Consider the following 18,970-nt stretch of genomic DNA (forward strand, 5'->3'; position numbering starts at 1 on the left):
GAGACCCTGCCTGCCCACGAAACCTCGTCAACAATATCGGAAGATAGTACCGGGAAATTAGGTTATCGGTATATCCTGCGTGACAAAGCCTTTATTGCCATGATCGCGATCTACTCTTTGGGGTGGACTACAGCCGCTCTCATGTGGGTCATACTCCCCGTTTATGCCAACCAAAATTACGGCATCCCCGAAAATATCTATGGCCTGATCCCAACCACCAATGCACTGATAGTGATATTTTTTCAAGTGACTGTTTCAAGAAAAACAAAACGCTACAGGCCATTGCCAATCATGGCACTCGGGATGGCTTTTTATGCCATTGGCACCGGCAGCGTCGCACTCGGCAGCGGTTTCTGGGGTTTTTGGACGAGCATCGTCATCATCACGATTGGCGAGTTAATCATTGTTCCGACCTCCAGTGCATACGTAGCCAACCTCGCCCACCCCGATATGCGTGGTCGTTATATGGGACTTTATAACCTGGCATGGAGTTTTGCGCGCGGTGTAGGACCAGTGATGGGCGGATGGCTAAGCGACTCTTTTGGTCCGGTCACTATCTGGTACGGCGGATTGTTTGTCGGTTCAATCTCAGCCTTTGGCCTGCTACTGCTTGCCATGCGTCAGAGGCAAAAAGAGCTTCAAACCGTTTAATCTGAGGCTTTTCTATCCCCATCCCTGTTTAGAAGCAACTCTTCCAGTCTGTATTTAATCTCAGTCCATTCACTTTCGATGATGCTATAAAAAACCGAATCCCTATAGCTACCATCCTGTCGAATGACATGATTTCTCAGCATCCCCTCTCTTACTGCGCCCAAACGCTCGATCGAACGCTGAGATTTAATATTCCGTATATCTGTTTTGATCTGAACACGGATGCAGCCAAGTTCTTCAAAGGCATATTTTAGCAGCAAATACTTTGCCTCTGTATTAACGCCCGATCCCTGAAAAGAGGGCGTATACCACGTTCCACCTATTTCCAGGCCACGCTCAGGATGGTCAATATTCATAAATCGGGTTGCCCCAATAGCCTGTTCGCTCTGAAGATGGCAAACCGCAAAAGGGAGATCGCCTTCGCGTTCCTGACGCGCTAGCATATCCAGCACCCAGGCCCTCATCTTCTCCTCAGTTGTCACCATCCCATAACGCATATGTTGCCATATTGATTCGTAGCTGCCAGCCAATGTCAGCGCAGAAATATGGGCCTCTGAAAGTGGCTCAAGACGATATGTATTTCCCTCTAAAATAACAGGTTCAATTTTCATTTGTATTTTGCGTCGGGAGATAAGGCATATCCGGGCCCTCGACTCCCAGAAATTTTGCGAGCGCTGCGCGTGTCGCAACGCGATCATCCCAGGGATATTCTATCTCGCCAAAACACATCGATTGCTCGTGCCCCTTTCCGCAAATCAATACGATATCATCAGGATTTGCCAGTTTTAGGGCAAACAAAATCGCTTCGCCGCGATCTGAAACGCGCCAAAAACTTTCTCCTTCCTCGCCATCACGTGATTTCGCTCCTGCAGCCATTTCGGACAAAATATCATCCAGAGATTCTGTGCGTGGATCTTCAGCCGTTAGAATGGTAAGATCTGCCAGGTCAGCAGAAATTTCTGCCATCAGGCGGCGTTTTTCCTTGTCGCGCAGTCCGGCCGAGCCAAAGAGAGCGATCACCCGCCCCTGTGTCATTTCGCGGGCAGATTCGATCGCAACCTTGAGGGCATTGGGCGTGTGGGCAAAATCGACAATGGCGGTGAAATTCTGCCCGAGATCAATCCGCTCCATCCGTCCAGGGATGCCCTCCAATGCGGCGATACCACGCGCGGCAGTTTCAGGGTCAATCCCAAGGCCATAGACTGCTGCCGAGAAGGCTGCCAGGCAGTTGGAGATATTATAGGAACCAACCAGATTTGTTTTTGTCGCTACACGAAAGAAGTTTTTGTCGCCGTTCTCGGCGGCGGGGACTCCGCCGAGAACAAGATTTCCGACAATCGTAAATTCAATTCCATCAGGGAGATAGTTGATATCCGCTGCAAGGGCATCGGCAGATCTATCCACGCTGTAGCAGGCCTGAGGTCCGGGGGCGAGACGGGTCAAAAATTCGTAGGAAGAATCATCCCGATTAAGGATTGCTAACCGTGGATTGCCGTGCGGCTTATCCATTGTATCCTTCAGACTTTCAAATAGACGTCCCTTGGCGGCTCTATAGGCTTCGTAGGAACCGTGATAGTCCAGATGTTCATGGGTGATATTGGTGACGATCCCAATATCGAATTCACAGGCATCCACCCGATACTGCGCCCAGCCATGCGAAGTGGTTTCCAGGATGACATGCGTCAACCCTGCCTCAACCATTTTCAGAAGATAGCGCTGGGTATCCAACGCATCGGGCGTGGTGACGTGAAAACCCGTATCCAGAGTTCTATCACCGATAACGGCATTGACGGTTGAGATCATGCCAGCTTTAAGGTCAGCCGCGAGGAGTATTTGATACAGGATATTACTGGTGGTGGTCTTGCCATCGGTACCTGTCACCCCGATCATAGTCAGCTTGCGGCCAGGATGATCGTAAAATGCCGCGGCAAGATGAGCGATTGCCTGACGTGCGTTTGATACTTGAATATAAGGCACAGGAAGATCCGAAATCTCCTGCTCCCCCACGACCGCGACGGCACCCTGCTCAATCGCCTTAGGGATATATTGATGCCCGTCGAAATATTCACCGGCCATGGCGACAAAAAGATCACCCGGTTGAACCTTGCGGGAATCCGAAGCAATTTCACGGATGGTGATATCTGTGGGTTGCCCAGAGATGATCTTTCGCGGGAATTCAGAGAATAAACTTGAGAGAGTCATTAAAGTAAATAGTATAGGACCTACGCAATCCACTTTCTTTCTCGCCGCAATGCTCTGCTTTGCGGCTTGTCTACAATACCTCAACGCAGAACATTGGGATAAGGATTATAAAAATGCATTAGTCCTATGGTAAATTAAAAGGGTTTTGACAGCAAGTATCAAAACCCTTTTAGATTTTATCATTCTGGAAGATTTAGCGCATGTTCTGGCGTAAACCTTCGAGCTTGCCTGCGACGGAGCCATCAACGACTTTATCCCCAATTTTTATGACCAATCCACCAAGGATAGCGGGGTCAACGCGGAAGGAGACAGCCTGTGCTCCAGATTTTGCGAGCACGTCTTTTTTGACAGTCGCCTGCTCTGCATCTGTTAGGGGCAATGCGCTGGTGACTTCAGCGGCATCGCCTTTGAAGTCTGCGCTATCGAGGACGAGGACTTTGCCGGATTTGACACCAGCAAAGAAATCGCTCAGAAGGGCATGCTGACGTTTCTCGTCGAGAGCTTCGCCAACCAATTTCTGGGCACCTGCAATCGCGAGCGCGGCAACTTGTCCACGAAGATCGCCAAGCATCTGATTGCGCTCTGCTTCAACATTCGCAAGAGATTTTTCAGCGGCCTTGGCAGCATCTGCTTCAGCAGCAGCCTGAACATCTTTGCCAGCGGTCTGGGCGCGTGAGGTTGCCTCACTGACGATCTTGCTGGCTTCTGCTTGCGCATCCGCCTTGATCTTGGCAGCTTCTTTTTCAGCATTTGCGCGAGCCTCTGAAGCAACACGGGCGTCTTCCATACCCTGTGCAATAGTCTCGCGACGTTTGTCGAGCATGGTCAAAACAGGTCCATAAACCCATTTTTTTAGCACAACAAAAATAATCAGGAAGTTGAAAATCTGGACGAGTAAATAACCCAGATTAAGTCCTAGTTTATCCATAGGAGCCTCCTCCGGTTTAGAATACGAACAGGATCAAAAGGGCGACAACAAGACAGTAAATCGCGACCGCTTCGGCAAACGCAATGCCGAGGATCATGTTTGTCTGGATATTGCCTGCCGCGTCTGGGTTACGTCCCATGGCCTGTACAGCACCGCTTGTAACGATACCGATACCAGCACCTGCGCCAATGGCCCCGATCATTGCCAATCCTGCGCCAATCAACTTGCCAAGCATAGTTGCAGCTTCTAATTCCATTTTGAAAATACCTCCGTATCAAATTTTTTCGGGCGGGACGGGCCGCCACTTCATTGGTTTAACCCGGGCGATTTTTTGCCCGAAATGTATAAATATAAACTTAGGCGTGCGCTTCTTCGTGGTCGCCGTGACCCTGGGTGGCCTGCGCCATAAAGGTCATTGTCAGGAGGCCAAAAACTACAGCCTGGATCATCCCGACAAAGAATTCCAGCATCAGGAACATGGACTGGGCGAAAACGGGGACAAGGGTACCGATAACGAACAGAAGAACCGAACCGGCGAAGATATTCCCAAAAAGACGAAAAGCAAAGGAAAGAACTTTCGAGAATTCCGAGACCAACTCAAGAAGACCAACACCAAAATCGATCACACCCAGCATGGGTTTGGTAAACATTGTCTCAGTAAACCAGAATTTCTTGAAATATGCACCACCTTGGGCCTTGATCCCTATGAACTGGACCATAAATACAGCAATGAGTGCCAAAGCGAGGGTAAAGTTCAAGTCAGTAGAGGTAACACGGACAAAGGGGATCAGCCCGTAACCATGTTCGCCATGGGCAGGTTCTTCAGCAATCAGGGTTGTTGCCCAACCCAAATCCTGGATCGCTTGCCCATGACCTTCTGCTTCGTGAATGATCCCAATGCTATCTACACCAGGGATCAATTCTGTCCAGTTGATCACGAGTACCAGCAATGTGATCGTCGCAAACCATGGGAAGATGAAGCGGGTCCATTTACCGGCAGTGCCTTCGGTCAGGTTGTAAATGACTTCCAGAAAGCCTTCAACCGCACCGGAAAAACCTTTGGGAATCAGGGATTTTCCGCCTTTTGTGGCTCGATAAAAGCTAAATGCCATCCAAATTAATAGCACATCTGCGATCAAAACTGCGATCATTGTATTGGTCAGGTAGACATTTCCGAACAAGGGATAATGACTAACATTCTCCGCAGGCAGTTGCACATGTGGTCGAACTGGCGCATAATAGCTTGCGGCAACGCCACTGCCAATCATAAAGAGCAGCACGAGCCAGCGATTAAAGCCCCAGCGCCACCAGCCTTTCTTTTCAGGAGTATTTTCCACTATTCTGTTCCTCCTCAGGGGTTTCTTTTTTCTCTATTGGTTTGATTCGTTTCGTAGCTGATTTGACAACCCGAAACATTAATAATAAGGTCACCGGGACACTTCCGACCAGCAAAATGATGGTAAACATCGGTTTGCTATCCATGCGTCCGTCGAGCCAGAGGCCAGCAAAGAGAGCGGCAAAAATAATAATTAGTGTCAAACAGCCAACCTGACCAGCTATGCTGGCCAGGGTTAGATTGTAAGCATATTGCAGGTTGTTTTTACCCTGCTTTTCGCCTTCACTCATGGTTGCGGATTATATCACAGCGATTTTAATGGGTCAATTAGAAGAGACCCGCAGCCGCTGAACTGGCAATATTGAACCAGGGCCCAAAGATGATACCGATCAGCAAAATGCCAGCAGATAAGACTGACAATGCGATGGCGTATGGACGGCTCAAGGGGATTGGATGTGCCTCTTCGTTCTCGCCTTCCATGCGGTGCAAATAAACAACTTTTAGCACGGTCAGATAGTAGTAAAGACCGACAATCGAATTCAGGATACCCACGATGGCAAGCCAGACCATATCTGCTTTGACGGCAGCTGCAAAGACAAAAACCTTTGCAACAAATCCGCCAAATGGCGGCATCCCTGTCAACGACAGGAAGGCGACCAACATAGCAAGGGCAAGCCCGGAATTCCGTCTGCTCATCCCAGCGAAATCGGAGATTTTTTCCGAGCCAGTCACTTTGGAGAAGGCGGCGATAATCCCAAATGCGGCGAGATTTGTCAGTACATAAGCGATCAAGTAGAAGGTCACACTGCCAACACCCAACTCAGAGAGGGATACAACACCGACGAGGGCATATCCCGCGTGAGCGATGGAGGAGTAAGCCAACATGCGCTTGATATTAGACTGGGATAGCGCAACGACGTTACCAACAGTCATTGTGATGGTTGCAAGGACAGCCATGATCAGCGTCCAGGAGGGTGCATATGCGCTGGCGGGTGGGAATAACCCAATAAATAAGCGCATCAGGACCGCAAAGCCAGCCGCTTTGGAAGCTGTCGAAAGGAAGCCCGTGATCGGGGTTGGTGCGCCTTCGTAAACATCGGGTGCCCAGAAGTGGAAGGGAGCCAGTGAAATTTTGAAGGCGATCCCGACCAGGATGAGAACAATCACACCCAGGGCCAAAGGTAATGAGAAGCCTGAAATAGCTCCGAGCGCTGTTGTGCCGGTGAATCCAAAGATCAGGCTGAAGCCATAGAGCATGACTGTGGAGGCCATCGCGCCGAAGAGCAGGTATTTGAGACCGGCTTCGGTAGATTTTTTATCGTCACGCATAAAGCCAGCGAGGATATACATCGGGATGGAGGTGGTCTCAATGGCGAGATAGAGCATGATCAGATCGGTAGCGGAAGCCATCAGGTTCATACCAATGGTCGCGACCAGCAAAAGAATATAAGATTCACCCCGATTGCCGAGTTTCTCAGAGTCCATCATAAAGAGCGAGGTCAGCATGGCACCAAAGATGAAGAGCATCTTGAAAACGTAGCCCAGCATATCGTAGCGGATCATACCCCCAAAAACATCTGTCGGCATTGTTGGTTTGGCAAGGAAGACATTCAGGACGAGGATGAAAAGAAGCCCACCAGCGGCGACCCAGCCCAAATTACGTCCGTCCTTACCTTTCAATACAATATCCAGGATCAGGATCAATAATCCAAGTAACAGTAGAAGAATTTCTGGCAGGATTGCCAAAATCATAGAGGAGTTAAACATTTATGCACCTCCCAGAAGACGGAGCACGTTTTCAATGCCCGTTTCTACCATCGGCACCATAATTGAAGGGAAGACGCCCAAAGCGATCATCAGTCCGCTTAATAGACCGAGAGCAACTTTATCCATTGCAGAGATCGGGGTGATATGCCCTTCAAGCTCTTTGGGCATTTCGCCAAAGAAGGTCCGACGGATAGCCAGCATAATATATGCGGCAGTGATTACAATGGAGATAACCGCGAGAATGGCCACCCAGGGTTTCACCTGCCAGACACCCATAAAAATGGGGAACTCGGCCACAAAACCTGAGAAGCCCGGCATACCCATGGAGACAAGACCACCAATAATGAATGTGACGCCAACCCACGGAAGGGGCTTCATCATCCCGCCCAGCTCGGGAATTTGGCGGGTGTGCGCTCGATCGTAGACCATACCTGTTGCAGCAAAGAAGAGAGCCGTCATCACACCGTGCGAGAACATCTGCACACCTGCCCCAGTCATTCCGGCTTTTGTAAGGGTGGCGAATCCAAGCATGACCAACCCCATATGAGAAACGGAGGAGAAGCCGATCATATATTTCAAATCTTTTTGGATCATGGCGATAAATGCACCGTAAACTACATTGACGGTAGCCAGCATCAGAATAAGCGGTGCCCAGAATTTTGCGCCTTCAGGCAAAAGCATGATCCCAACGCGCAATGCCGCAAAAGCACCCAACTTCATCAACACACCCGCGTGGAACATGGAGACTGCAGTAGGCGCAGCAACATGCCCATCTGGTGACCAGTTGTGAAAAGGCCAAATACCGCCCAAAACTGCAAATCCCAAAAAGACTGGGAGGAACCAGATTTTCTGAAATTCAGGGGAGAAATTCGCGGTTTCCAGAACCAGCATATTAAATGTTTCAAATCCACTGTTGAAATACATTGCCAATGCGCCGATCAGCGCGACAACTGAACCAATGAAGAGATAAAGGGTCAGCTTCATGGCCGCGTATTCGCGGGTCTTGACCCAGCCCCAAATTGCGATCAGCAAGTACATCGGGAAAACGGCGATCTCGTAGAAGAAGAAGAGCATGAAGAGATCAAGCGCAACAAAAACGCCGAAGACGCCGCTCGCCAGGAGAAAAAGGAAGGCGAAAAACTCACGAGGACGGTCATCAATGCCCCAGGAAATGATCACTCCCGTGAACATGACGACACCAGTCAGGAGAAGCAGCGGAGTGCTGATCCCATCGACACCCAGGTGTAGGCTGATACCAAGCTGAGGCATCCAGGCGTATTTCTCGATAAATTGATATCCTGCAGCAACCTGGTCATAATTCAGATAGACCCAAAATGACAGGATCAGGGCAAAGGTCGCAGTCATCAACGCCACTACTCGGATTTCCGTCTTGCGCTCGGCAGGCATCAACAAAAGGATCAGAGCGCCTACAATTGGACTAAAAATGATTACACTAAGTATAGGAAATGTCATTTGCGCACCTCTTAGAACAACGCTGTTACAGCATTATTGATGACGGTCAGCAACCAGCCTGGCCAAATACCAAGGGAAAGCATCAGGGCCATCAAGGGAACCATAACAACGATCTCGCGCGTATTGATATCGGTCAATTTATGCTCACCATGCGCCCATTCTTCGTTCATTGGGCCGTGGAGCACATTCTTGACACCTTTCAGAATATAGGCACCGGTAAAGAGCAAGCCGAGCATCGCAGCAGCGGTGTACCCAGCCAGCTCGCCCCACGCCCCTCGAACAACGAGGAACTCAGAAACAAAGCCGTTCAAACCGGGTAAACCAAGGGAGGCCATGCTGGTGAAGATCAAGATGCCGCCATAAACGGGCACCAGAGGGAATAAACCACCGAACTCTCTCAGATCACGCGTATGGGTTCGTTCGTAGATCACACCGACCAGGAAGAACATTCCCGCCGCAGAAAGACCGTGATTGAACATCTGCAGGATCGCGCCGTTCATTGCGATATGCGCATTGGCGGTGCCTATGGCCTTAGCCGCAGCAGCGATACCGAGGAGCACAAATCCCATGTGGTTTACGGATGAATAGGCGACCAAACGTTTGAAATCTGTCTGACCGTAAGCGCCGAAGGCGCCAAAAACAATCGCCATGACAGCAAGGAATGCCAGCCAACCAGCGAAATGAGCGGATTCAGCAGGATAAAGCGGTAGGACGAGACGGATAAAACCGTACGCTCCCAATTTGAGCAGGACACCGGCCAGGATCATTGATCCGGCCGTGGGCGCTTCGGTATGTGCATCCGGAAGCCAGGTGTGGAAGGGCCAAACCGGGACCTTGATCGCAAAGGCAACCACAAAGGCCCAGAATGAAATTGCCTTGACCGCATTAATATCCATATTCAAAGGAATATTATGGAGAACAGCGGAATAATTAAAATGTGAAATCAGCTCTCCGATATCGTAGGTTCCAAAAGAAACACCCAGCAATTGGATCGCCAGCAGCAAGCCCAGGGATCCACCTACTGTGTAGATCATGAACTTGAGGGAGGCATAGTTGCGGTTTGATGAACCCCATTGGTTGATGAGGAAATACATCGGGACAAGACCAATTTCCCAGAAAACGAAGAAGATCAGCAAATCCATCGACATAAAGACACCCAACATTCCCATTTCAAGGAAAAGGAAGAGCATCATATAGGCCTTGACCTTCTCTTTAATGCTGAAGGAGGCCAGGATTGCCAGGGGGGTCAGCAGGGTTGTAAGCAGAACCATGCTGAGAGAGATGCCATCAACACCGAGGTGGAAATTCGAGTTAATGGCTGCGTACCAAATATAACTCTCTTCGAATTGAAATACGCTGCTCGCGCTTGCATCAAAGTTCAACCAAAGCACCACAGTGAGTACAAAGGGAACCAGACTGGCGATCAGTGCCGTCCAGCGGACGAGCTTGTCCTCTCCTTTTGGCAGGAAAAGGATCAAGATCGCCGCGAAAACGGGGAAGAAGAGAATTACGCTCAGTAAGTGACTAGAAAGAAAATCCATGTTTCACTCCTGTCAGCCTACGCCAGCACCAGATAGTACAGCGCAATAAAGATAATGAACAAAACGCCCAGTGCAGACAGCATATATTGCTGAATGCGACCGGTCTGCGCCTTGCGCAGCCAGCGTCCGAAAATTTGCACAACTTCGGCAGAGCCATCACCAACAAATTCATTGATGATCGGCGCATCAATTTTGGTGCGAAGGAAGGTGCCAACCGCGAGAGCAACTTTTCCAAAGGAGTGCAGGATGCCGTCGATCACGCCCTGATCCATCTTATTGGTGAAGACTTCCGAAATCCAGATGGCAGGTTTGACGAATAAGAAATCGTAGGCTTCGTCGAAATAGTATTTATTTGCCAGAAGGGTGTGAACTGGTCCCAAAACCTTTTTCATGGGATCAACCGCCCCTGCTTTGAAGTTGCGATAAACCAACCAACCGAGTCCCAGCCCACCGAGTGCTACCGCTAAAGATGTGATCAGCGGAATCCAGCTAAATTCAACGGCTGCGGGAGGATGCTCGAGGGTATGTCCGACAAAATCGTGGAACCAGTTGGGCAATAATCCACCCAGTACAGGGAAATGTTCGGGAATGCCGACCCAGCCATATCCAACAGCGAAAATCGACAAAACAACAAGGGGTGTGGTCATCGTCCAGTTTGTTTCGTGAGCGTGTTCAGCTTCGGGGGTGCGTGGTTTCCCAAGGAAGGTCATCGAAATTTGGCGCATGGTGTAAAAAGCTGTCAGGAATGCCGCTACTGCCAGAGTAATGAAGACGGCCATATGACCATGGGCGAAGGCGTCCGCAAAGATTTCATCCTTTGACCAGAAGCCTGCCGTCACAATTGGGAAACCGGAAAGGGCAAAACCGCCGATCAGGAATGTCCAGAAGGTGATCGGCATTTTCTTGCGAAGACCACCCATATTGCGCATGTCCTGGGGGTCCACGCTATGGTCGCCCGTATGCAGGACGCCATGTTCCATGCCGTGAATGACCGAGCCGGAACCGAGGAAGAGCAGCGCTTTGAAGAAGGCGTGGGTCACGAGATGGAAGGCGGCGGCAACATAAGCACCGATACCGATGGCCGCCATCATGAAACCCAATTGCGAAATAGTCGAATAAGCAAGAACACCCTTGACATCATTTTGGGCAATAGCGATCGTTGCAGCAAAAATGGCCGTAAATGCTCCGATAAAGGCGATTACGCTCATCGCTGTCGTCAGACCATGTCCATCCCAGCCAGCGGAGAAAAGTGGGAAGATCCGGATGGTCATATAAACGCCAGCCGAAACCATTGTCGCGGCATGGATCATCGCCGAAACAGGGGTAGGACCTTCCATTGCGTCAGGAAGCCAGACGTGCAGCGGCCATTGCGCAGATTTACCCACGGCACCGATGAAGAGCAGCAATCCAATCGCACCTGCAGCGGAAAGACCGAGGAAGCCCACATTGACAGAGGCCAGGGCGTGGAGGGTCTCTTCGGAGAAGATCACTTCATATGAAAGAGAGCCGGTTGTTGTATAAAGGAAAGCCAGGCCCAAAAGCATGAAGACATCACCGATACGGGTGGTCATAAAGGCCTTGATGCCTGCATCGCGGGCGGATTTCTTTGCAAACCAGAAACCGATCAGCAAATAGGAGCATAAGCCCATGATCTCCCAACCTACAAAAAGGGTCAGCAGGTTATCAGAGATAACAAGGGTATACATCCCGGCCGCGAAGAGACCGATAAAGGCGAAGAAGCGCGAATACATCGGCTCCACGGAGGGAACGGTATGCGAATGCCCATGCTCATCTTTAGTGGTCGCACCATGCGGGGGAAGACCAAAGGTGTCATGATCGCCCTTGGGCTGGCCGTAATTATGATAACCAACCGAGTAAAGGAAGATCATAAAGACGGTGATCCCTACAAAGAATAGTACCGCTGCTGAGAGAGGGTCGATGCGGACACCGATTTCCAGCCATTCCTCACCCAGCGGAATCCATTCGATCTTACTCGTAAAGGCGACAAAATGATCGTCTGCCAACGCGCGAAAGAAAACGGTCATTGCACCTGCCCATGAGAGGGCGGCTGCGCCTACACCAACAATATGGCTTGTCTTCTTGCTTTTATTGGTAAATAAAACAATAATGAAGAAAGCCAGCAGCGGTGGGAGGGGAAGTAACCAAATAAGGTTTTCAGTTGCCATATTTTTTTCCTACCACTTCATCAGATCGAGATCATCAGCCACGATGGTGTTGCGGTTGCGGTAGATCGAAATGATCAATGCCAAACCGACGGCCACTTCTGCGGCTGCGACTGCAAAAACGATGATTGCAAAAACTTGTCCGGTAACTTCGGCTGGAGCGTTATAGCGCCAAAATGTAACCAGGTTAATATTGACTGCGTTCAGCATCAACTCGACACCCAGCAAAATGGCAACCGCATTTTTGCGGGCCAAAACGCCAAAGAGACCAATGCTAAAGAGGGCAGCAGCTAAAATCAAATACCAGGAAATAGGGATCATCTCAGCCTCCTACTCGCTCTTTGCCTGATTTGCCACATAGACTGAACCAATCAGCGCAGCCAGGAGCAAAACGGAAGCAACTTCAAAGGGCAGGAGATAAGCATTCGGGGAAAGCAGGGCAACACCGAGATCGCTGATCGTATCCATACCTGAGGAAAGTTCGGGGGCCTCTTTTAGAAGACCTGTCCAATTATTCAAGATTGTCAAAAGCCCACCGAAGGACAAAAATCCGATCAAGGCTGCGACGCCCCAATTTTTATTCAATGGGGTGTCAGAATCACGCAGGTCTTTACGGGTGAGCATGATCGCGAAGATGAAGAGGATCGCAATCGCGCCGACATAAACGACGATCTGCACCATCGCCAAAAAACCAGCATTGAGCATGGCATAAAGAGCCGCTACCCCGAAAAGGGTTGTGATCAGCCAGAATGCCGCGTGGATCATTTTCTTCGTGGTCACGACCATAAAGGCGGATCCAAGAATGATCGCGGCGAAAATCAGAAAGAGAACTTGCGTAAAGGTCATATGATTTCTCCTCCGTTTAGTGTTGGGTTGCAGTGGCAGGCGCTGAACCAGAAGCCTCTGCCTGATCGCGTTCTTTGCGGGCGTGAGACTTCAGATATTCGATCGTCAACCAGGCAATTAGAATATTTGAGATGAACAGGGCGGGCGCAAGCCACGGACTATGCAGGAAAATTCGCCCGACCAGGGCTGTCACCATCAGCAAAATGAAGGCGAGAGGGGTCAGGAACTTCCAGTTGAAAGCCAGCATATGGTCAACACGGATACGCGGAACTGTGTACTTGACCCACATGATCACCCAATAGAAGAAGAGAGCCTTCCCCATGAAGATCAGTGCGCCCACAAGGGGGCCCAGATTCTCGAGACCAAAGAGACGGTGGCCGCCAAAGAACAGGAGGGCAATGAAACCGCCGAAAGTGAAAGAGTGGAGCAACTCACCTGCGTAGAAGAGGCCAAATTTCATCCCCGTATATTCAGTATGGAAACCGGCCACGATTTCAGATTCAGCTTCGTTCAGATCGAAAGGCGAACGTCCCAGCTCCGCGATAGCAGAGATCAGGAAGATCAGGAATGCCAGCGGCGAAAGGATGATAAAGGGAACTGCTTCCTGCGCCTCGACGATCCCGACTGCACCCATTGTTCCGGCCAATACGGTGACGACCAATAAGGCGGCAACCATCGGGATCTCGTAGGAGACCATCTGTGCGACGGTGCGGAAGGCGCCCATCAGCGCGTATTTGTTATTCGACGACCAGCCAGCCATGATCACAGAGAGGGTCCCGATCGAACCAGCGGCAACCAGATAAAGCATCCCGACGTTCAAATCGACGCCAACCATTTTCGGGGCAAAGGGCATGATCGCCCAGAGCAAAAGGACAGACATCAGCGAGAAAATCGGAGCCAGGTTGAACAGGACTACGTCCGCTCCAAATGGGGTGATATCTTCCTTGATCAGCAATTTAACAATATCTGCAAAAGGCTGGAAGATGCCAAAGGGACCAATCCGATTGGGACCCAAACGATCCTGAAAACGTGCCACCACTTTGCGCTCCACCCAGACGAGGAAAATATCCAGAACCATCGCGAAGGATATAAAAGCCAAAATGCCGATCAAATAAATCAGGACTGTCGCCAAATCCTCTGTCATCCCCCCGCTCGTGAAGGATTTCAGAAGCGAGTCAAAGATAGTGGTAATTGGATCTTTCCAAAATTCCATGAGTTACTCCTCACACACACACAAAAAAGGCTGTGGAAATCCCTTTTCCATCAGCCTTTTAAATTATTTTGCAGGATTTATACCCACTCCAACATTCCTTTTTTCCAGGCATAAACCAGCCCGGCAAGCAAAATGAGAACAAAAATTATCCCTTCAAAAACAGCGAATAAGGGCAGGCTATTCAAAGATACCGCCCACGGGAACAAAAATACAGTTTCCACATCAAAGACCAGAAAGACGAGGCCAAAAATATAATATTGAGCCTTGAACTGTACCCAGCTATCCCCTACTGTCTCAATACCACACTCATAGGTGCTCTGCTTGATCGCATTAGGTTTCTTGGGTCCCAAAATCGCTGCAATCGCGATCGCGGCGATCGGAATTAAGAGTCCGACCAAAACAAATATACCAACGTAAATCCATGGATTTTGCATAAATACTCCATTTTTTTAATATATCAAATATAGCAAAAAAATTTTACCATAGGGAATATTTTTACCCTACTAACCCACGTCTGTATTTCGCATGATGTTTGTCATATATATCCAATTGTGAATATATGCACAATACTTTGCATTTCACCACAGCTAACCCCCACGATATCAGGAAGTTGCACTGTGGATGGTTTTTTCCGACATCACTCCCGAAATCTGGCTTGTTTCCACCTTGAAGAGTACCTATATTGTTGGGGTCTTACCGTTTAAATCGCTTCCACAGAAATTTCAAAAAATCGTCCACAAAGGGGAATCCCAGCACCGCTCCGATAAAAGAGCCGATCGCTCCTGCAACACGGGCTGGCCCAGCTTTGGCACCCAGAAATGTCGTCGCGCGGATTTCGATAAATTGCGCCGAAATTGTTTTCACGATCTCTTCTCCGCCCTGCCTGGGGATATATCGCAAATAAAGCCAGATTGTCCCCCGATATTCCCCGGATTCGGCCGGGCTGACGCTCCAGTAAAAGGTAACTGTCTCTCCCGGAAGGAGTGGCTCGCTGACGATCTCGGCAGGGATCACCTGCACACCTGCCATATCCATGCGCGCCTCGGCAAGTACCTGATGTGTCTCGTACAGATTGGGAATGCTGACGACCTCCCCGCTGACTGCATGACCCTCGATTTCTGCCGTGGGGACGATATTGCCCGAATCATCTATTTCGAGGGTTAAACGAACGATATCTGAATCTCCGGTACGGATGCGGGGCGGCCACTCCAGTGTCAGGCGGCGCTGCTCAGGAATGGCTGGAGAGACTGTCACAGCCTGTGTTGGCGGAGGCAAGATCAGGGTCGCGGTCGGAACGGGGAGAGGCATTTCTGTAGCCATTGGCGCAATGGGTTCCTCCTCCGCTGGAGCTTCTGCGGCTGGTTCCTCCGGCGCAGATTCTGCTTCTCCGGACATCGGTGCGCCACAAGCCTGAACCAGGAAGAATAATCCCAATCCAATTAATAATATATAGGGGATCTTCAAATTTCGGATCATCTCATACCGTCCAAAAATAGATGAAGGCGCTGGGCGTTGGCAGCTGCAAATCATTTGGAGGGATGGGCACTACGCGGCTTTCAGAAAGCAAGGGCCACGAAGCCCAGATCAGCAAACTTATTGAGGCCAGCAAAACCAGCACAGCGAGAATTAAACGCAGTTTTTTGATCATGAGTTCATTATACATGGGACAGGGCACTTGTGTTAAACTTGTTTCGCTTTTCTTCAAAGGCCATCATCATAAAATGTACCGAGCAGCTAATCAAGGAGAGATAATGCCCGAATATATTCCCGAACCTTTTCGCATCAAAATGATTGAACCGATCCGCCTGATCAATCGCGAGGCACGTGAGGCTGCGCTGATAGAGGCTGGCTATACTGTCTTTGCGCTAAAGGCCGAAGATATATTTATTGATATGCTGACAGATTCGGGGACCGGTGCGATGAGCCATTTCCAATGGGCAGCGATCATGATCGGAGATGAATCTTACGCAGGAGCACGCTCTTATTTTCGACTTGCTGAGGTGGTAAAAGATATATTCGGTTTTCAACATTTCCTCCCCACCCATCAGGGACGGGCCGCCGAGGGAATTTTGAGCACGCTGCTCGTCAAGCAGGGGCAATATATCCCCTCGAATATGCATTTTGACACCACGGATGCAAATATCCGCTCGCGCGGCGGGCGCCCGACCAACTTGGTCATTGAAGAGGCCTACGATCCGTCCAATCTGCATCCATTTAAAGGGAATATGGATATTGAGAAGTTGGTCAAATTTATCGAAGAGACCGGCGCGGAGAATATCCCCTTCGGGATGATGACCGTCACCAATAATGCCGGTGGCGGGCAACCAGTCTCGATGGAAAATATGCGTGCTGTTGCGAAAGTTTACAGATCTAATCAGATCCCCTTCTTTATCGATGCTGCCCGCTACGCCGAAAACGCATATTTCGTCAAAATGCGGGAACCAGGCTATGAAGATAAGTCCCCCACAGAAATCACCCGGGAATTATTTGCCCTCGCCGACGGAATGACCATGTCTGCGAAAAAGGATGCCATCGTCAATATTGGCGGCCTGCTCTGCATGAATGATGAGTCACTTTTCCAAAATGCTCGCAACGAATTGATCATGCGCGAGGGTTTCCCCACCTATGGCGGTCTCGCCGGTCGAGACCTGGATGCGATGGCGGTCGGTCTGCGCGAGGGACTTAACGAGGAATATTTGAAATCTCGTCTTGGTCAAACCGAATATCTAAATAAGGGCCTGCTTGAAGCGGGTGTCCCCGTGATCCAGCCTGCGGGCGGACATGCGGTTTATCTGGATGCGGGCAAATTGCTGCCCCACCTTTCTCACGCCGAATTCCCCGATCAGGCCCTGGTCGTGGAGCTTTACCGCGAGGGCGGCATCCGCGGCGTTGAACTTGGGTCAGTGATGTTCTCCTACGAAGACCCCGATACAGGCGAGATGGTTTACCCCGATCTGGAATTGGTCCGCCTCGCAATTCCGCGCCGCACCTATACCCAAAGCCATCTGGACTATATCATCAAGACAGTCAGGAAGATCATCACCCACGCAGATCAAATTGGTGGCTATAAATTTACCTACGCCCCGCAATTTTTGAAGCACTTCACGGCGAGGTTTGAGCCGCTGTAGGTCAGCCAGACTTCCGAAGTCTGCGAGACTTCGGAAGTCATTTTTACATATATTACAGTATGTTTTAAAGATGTTTATCGCAACAATTTCTACGAAAAGATACTTTTAAGGTGCTATTTTCTCACCGGGGATAAGCTGTGAAATACATAATATTCTGAATTTTATTTTGTATTTAAGCTTTTCTTCAGCACATACATTGACAAATAGATTCATTTACTGTATATTCTTCTGTATGCTTGACAACCTGGATAAGATCATTCTGCGAGAGCTTCAACTGGATGCACGCGTCAGCAACGCTGATCTGGCCCGCTCGGTGGGCCTATCCCCCTCGGCCACCCTGACGCGCGTCAAAAGACTTGAGGAAAGCGAATATATCAAGGGTTATGCCACCGAGATCAATCGACAGCAGATTGGCTACGATCTGTTATGTTTTGTCAGCGTCAGCCTGCAGCGCCATCAAGTCAGCCAGGTGGAAAATTTTCACGAGGCGATCCAGGGAATGCCCGAAGTGCTGGAATGTCATCATCTCACCGGAGATCATGACTATCTGCTCAAAGTCGTCGCAAAAAACACGGTCGATCTTGAGCATTTTCTCGTTCATCGCCTGACCCCTATCGATGGCGTGGATCGCATCCATACCAGGGTTGTGCTTAGCGAAGTAAAATCCTCGTCCGCAATTCCAATTCCGTAATAAAGCAATTTCCTATATCCCAATTCTTACCTCCGGAGGTTTTATGTCTAAATCAAAATATCAAACCATGGGGCAGCAATTTGGCCGCCGTTCCTGGGCCGAACCGTGGAAGATCAAGATGGTCGAACCGATCCGCATGATCTCAAAAGAAGATCGTGAAAAAGCCGCAGCCGAGGCGGGTTACAACACCTTTCTGATGCGCTCAGAAGATGTTTATATTGACCTGCTGACCGACAGCGGCACCGGCGCAATGAGCGACCGTCAATGGTCCGGCATCATGATGGGCGACGAAGCCTATGCGGGAAGCCGAAACTTTTACCATCTGGAAAACGCCATCCAAACCTATTATGGCTATAAATTTATCATCCCCACCCACCAGGGCCGCGGCGCCGAGCACCTGATCAGTCAGGCCATCATTAAAAAAGGCGACTATATCCCCGGAAACATGTACTTCACCACCACCCGTTTGCACCAGGAACTGGCCGGGGGAATCTTCGTGGATGTGATCATCGACGAGGCCCACAATCCCACCGCCCAGCATCCCTTCAAAGGCAACGTCGATCTCGACAAATTGCAGGCCCTGGTTGACAAGGTCGGCGCGAAAAATATTCCCTATGTCTCTCTGGCCGGAACAGTCAACATGGCCGGTGGTCAGCCCGTTAGCATGGCCAATGCCAAAGAATTACGCGAGTTCTGCAATAAACTTGGAATCCGGGTCTACCTGGATGCCACCAGAATGTATGAAAATTGCTTCTTCATCCAGGAGCGCGAAGCAGGCTATCAGGATAAAACCATCGCCGAAATCCTGCTCGAGTTCTGCTCCTACACCGATGGGGCCTGGATGAGTGCCAAGAAGGATAATCTGGTCAATATCGGCGGCTGGCTGGCCGTCAACCAGGCTGATGTGGCCGAAAAGGCCCGCAATATGGTCGTGGTCTATGAAGGTCTCCACACCTATGGCGGTATGGCCGGGCGCGATATGGAAGCCCTCGCAATCGGGATTGCCGAGGG

20 protein-coding genes are annotated in these 18,970 nt (G+C 50.0%); 4 read left to right on the top strand and 16 right to left on the bottom strand.

The window, feature by feature from the left end; translation table 11 throughout:
• On the top strand, positions 1–651 hold a 651-nt coding region (locus AC3DOM_RS05820; protein WP_487918087.1), incomplete at its 5' end, for an MFS transporter.
• On the opposite strand, the gene AC3DOM_RS05825 is transcribed toward AC3DOM_RS05820, so the two are convergent.
• The 16 genes from AC3DOM_RS05825 to AC3DOM_RS05900 form a co-directional block, all read right to left on the bottom strand.
• On the bottom strand, positions 648–1,262 hold the full coding sequence (locus AC3DOM_RS05825; RefSeq protein ID WP_487918088.1) for a GNAT family N-acetyltransferase: 615 nt from the start codon (positions 1,260–1,262) through the stop codon (positions 648–650). The two genes, AC3DOM_RS05820 and AC3DOM_RS05825, sit on opposite strands and share 4 nt — an antisense overlap.
• On the bottom strand, positions 1,252–2,853 hold the full coding sequence (locus AC3DOM_RS05830; RefSeq protein WP_487918089.1) for a UDP-N-acetylmuramoyl-L-alanyl-D-glutamate--2,6-diaminopimelate ligase: 1,602 nt from the start codon (positions 2,851–2,853) through the stop codon (positions 1,252–1,254). Before AC3DOM_RS05830 ends, AC3DOM_RS05825 begins: the two co-directional genes overlap by 11 nt.
• Before the next feature lie 193 nt (positions 2,854–3,046).
• Positions 3,047–3,781, bottom strand: a complete 735-nt coding sequence (gene atpF, locus AC3DOM_RS05835) for a F0F1 ATP synthase subunit B (protein ID WP_487918090.1) — start codon at positions 3,779–3,781, stop codon at positions 3,047–3,049.
• 16 nt (positions 3,782–3,797) lie between these two features.
• Positions 3,798–4,037 carry an ATP synthase F0 subunit C gene (gene atpE / locus AC3DOM_RS05840; protein WP_487918091.1) on the bottom strand — a complete coding sequence of 80 codons (240 nt, stop codon included), beginning with the start codon at positions 4,035–4,037 and terminating at the stop codon, positions 3,798–3,800.
• A gap of 100 nt (positions 4,038–4,137) precedes the next feature.
• Positions 4,138–5,118: a F0F1 ATP synthase subunit A gene (locus AC3DOM_RS05845; protein WP_487918092.1), complete on the bottom strand. Its 981-nt coding sequence runs from the start codon at positions 5,116–5,118 to the stop codon at positions 4,138–4,140.
• On the bottom strand, positions 5,102–5,407 hold the full coding sequence (locus AC3DOM_RS05850; protein WP_487918093.1) for an AtpZ/AtpI family protein: 306 nt from the start codon (positions 5,405–5,407) through the stop codon (positions 5,102–5,104). The genes AC3DOM_RS05845 and AC3DOM_RS05850 overlap by 17 nt, the downstream gene beginning before the upstream one ends.
• A 37-nt stretch (positions 5,408–5,444) precedes the next feature.
• Positions 5,445–6,884: an NADH-quinone oxidoreductase subunit N gene (locus AC3DOM_RS05855; RefSeq protein ID WP_487918094.1), complete on the bottom strand. Its 1,440-nt coding sequence runs from the start codon at positions 6,882–6,884 to the stop codon at positions 5,445–5,447.
• On the bottom strand, positions 6,885–8,357 hold the full coding sequence (locus tag AC3DOM_RS05860) for a complex I subunit 4 family protein (RefSeq protein ID WP_487918095.1): 1,473 nt from the start codon (positions 8,355–8,357) through the stop codon (positions 6,885–6,887).
• An 11-nt stretch (positions 8,358–8,368) separates the two neighbouring features.
• Entirely contained in the window at positions 8,369–9,898 is a 1,530-nt protein-coding gene (locus AC3DOM_RS05865) for a complex I subunit 4 family protein (protein WP_487918096.1), read from the bottom strand.
• 17 nt (positions 9,899–9,915) lie between these two features.
• Entirely contained in the window at positions 9,916–12,084 is a 2,169-nt protein-coding gene (nuoL, locus tag AC3DOM_RS05870) for an NADH-quinone oxidoreductase subunit L (protein WP_487918097.1), read from the bottom strand.
• A 9-nt stretch (positions 12,085–12,093) separates the two neighbouring features.
• Positions 12,094–12,402 (bottom strand): NADH-quinone oxidoreductase subunit NuoK, encoded by a 309-nt coding sequence (gene nuoK / locus AC3DOM_RS05875; protein WP_487918098.1) that lies wholly within the window; start codon positions 12,400–12,402, stop codon positions 12,094–12,096.
• Between the two features lie 9 nt (positions 12,403–12,411).
• Complete coding sequence (locus tag AC3DOM_RS05880) at positions 12,412–12,927, bottom strand: NADH-quinone oxidoreductase subunit J family protein (RefSeq protein ID WP_487918099.1); 516 nt, start codon at positions 12,925–12,927, stop codon at positions 12,412–12,414.
• 16 nt (positions 12,928–12,943) lie between these two features.
• Positions 12,944–14,140 carry an NADH-quinone oxidoreductase subunit NuoH gene (gene nuoH, locus AC3DOM_RS05885; RefSeq protein ID WP_487918100.1) on the bottom strand — a complete coding sequence of 399 codons (1,197 nt, stop codon included), beginning with the start codon at positions 14,138–14,140 and terminating at the stop codon, positions 12,944–12,946.
• Between the two features lie 77 nt (positions 14,141–14,217).
• Positions 14,218–14,574: an NADH-quinone oxidoreductase subunit A gene (locus AC3DOM_RS05890; protein ID WP_487918101.1), complete on the bottom strand. Its 357-nt coding sequence runs from the start codon at positions 14,572–14,574 to the stop codon at positions 14,218–14,220.
• Positions 14,575–14,833: 259 nt separating this feature from the next.
• Positions 14,834–15,616, bottom strand: a complete 783-nt coding sequence (locus AC3DOM_RS05895) for a hypothetical protein (RefSeq protein WP_487918102.1) — start codon at positions 15,614–15,616, stop codon at positions 14,834–14,836.
• Position 15,617: 1 nt separating this feature from the next.
• Positions 15,618–15,788, bottom strand: coding sequence for a hypothetical protein (locus AC3DOM_RS05900; RefSeq protein WP_487918103.1), 171 nt, complete (start codon positions 15,786–15,788; stop codon positions 15,618–15,620).
• A 103-nt stretch (positions 15,789–15,891) separates the two neighbouring features.
• On the opposite strand from AC3DOM_RS05900, the gene AC3DOM_RS05905 reads away from it, so the two are divergent.
• The 3 genes from AC3DOM_RS05905 to AC3DOM_RS05915 all read left to right on the top strand — a co-directional run.
• Positions 15,892–17,268, top strand: a complete 1,377-nt coding sequence (locus AC3DOM_RS05905; protein WP_487918104.1) for a tryptophanase — start codon at positions 15,892–15,894, stop codon at positions 17,266–17,268.
• 232 nt (positions 17,269–17,500) lie between these two features.
• A complete protein-coding gene (locus tag AC3DOM_RS05910; RefSeq protein ID WP_487918105.1) occupies positions 17,501–17,959 on the top strand; it encodes an Lrp/AsnC family transcriptional regulator in 459 nt (152 codons plus the stop codon).
• Positions 17,960–18,002: 43 nt separating this feature from the next.
• Positions 18,003–18,970: tryptophanase (locus AC3DOM_RS05915; RefSeq protein WP_487918106.1), on the top strand; the 968-nt coding region annotated here is incomplete at its 3' end.

It is taken from the genome of Candidatus Desulfolinea nitratireducens, assembly GCF_982879505.1.

Coding starts and splice junctions, on each gene's coding strand:
- AC3DOM_RS05825 (WP_487918088.1), bottom strand. CDS start 1,262: ATGAAAATTGAACCTGTTATTTTAGAGGGAAATACATATCGTCTTGAG.
- AC3DOM_RS05830 (WP_487918089.1), bottom strand. CDS start 2,853: ATGACTCTCTCAAGTTTATTCTCTGAATTCCCGCGAAAGATCATCTCT.
- atpF (WP_487918090.1), bottom strand. CDS start 3,781: ATGGATAAACTAGGACTTAATCTGGGTTATTTACTCGTCCAGATTTTC.
- atpE (WP_487918091.1), bottom strand. CDS start 4,037: ATGGAATTAGAAGCTGCAACTATGCTTGGCAAGTTGATTGGCGCAGGA.
- AC3DOM_RS05850 (WP_487918093.1), bottom strand. CDS start 5,407: ATGAGTGAAGGCGAAAAGCAGGGTAAAAACAACCTGCAATATGCTTAC.
- AC3DOM_RS05855 (WP_487918094.1), bottom strand. CDS start 6,884: ATGTTTAACTCCTCTATGATTTTGGCAATCCTGCCAGAAATTCTTCTA.
- AC3DOM_RS05860 (WP_487918095.1), bottom strand. CDS start 8,357: ATGACATTTCCTATACTTAGTGTAATCATTTTTAGTCCAATTGTAGGC.
- AC3DOM_RS05865 (WP_487918096.1), bottom strand. CDS start 9,898: ATGGATTTTCTTTCTAGTCACTTACTGAGCGTAATTCTCTTCTTCCCC.
- nuoL (WP_487918097.1), bottom strand. CDS start 12,084: ATGGCAACTGAAAACCTTATTTGGTTACTTCCCCTCCCACCGCTGCTG.
- nuoK (WP_487918098.1), bottom strand. CDS start 12,402: ATGATCCCTATTTCCTGGTATTTGATTTTAGCTGCTGCCCTCTTTAGC.
- AC3DOM_RS05880 (WP_487918099.1), bottom strand. CDS start 12,927: ATGACCTTTACGCAAGTTCTCTTTCTGATTTTCGCCGCGATCATTCTT.
- nuoH (WP_487918100.1), bottom strand. CDS start 14,140: ATGGAATTTTGGAAAGATCCAATTACCACTATCTTTGACTCGCTTCTG.
- AC3DOM_RS05890 (WP_487918101.1), bottom strand. CDS start 14,574: ATGCAAAATCCATGGATTTACGTTGGTATATTTGTTTTGGTCGGACTC.
- AC3DOM_RS05895 (WP_487918102.1), bottom strand. CDS start 15,616: ATGATCCGAAATTTGAAGATCCCCTATATATTATTAATTGGATTGGGA.
- AC3DOM_RS05900 (WP_487918103.1), bottom strand. CDS start 15,788: ATGATCAAAAAACTGCGTTTAATTCTCGCTGTGCTGGTTTTGCTGGCC.
- AC3DOM_RS05905 (WP_487918104.1), top strand. CDS start 15,892: ATGCCCGAATATATTCCCGAACCTTTTCGCATCAAAATGATTGAACCG.
- AC3DOM_RS05910 (WP_487918105.1), top strand. CDS start 17,501: ATGCTTGACAACCTGGATAAGATCATTCTGCGAGAGCTTCAACTGGAT.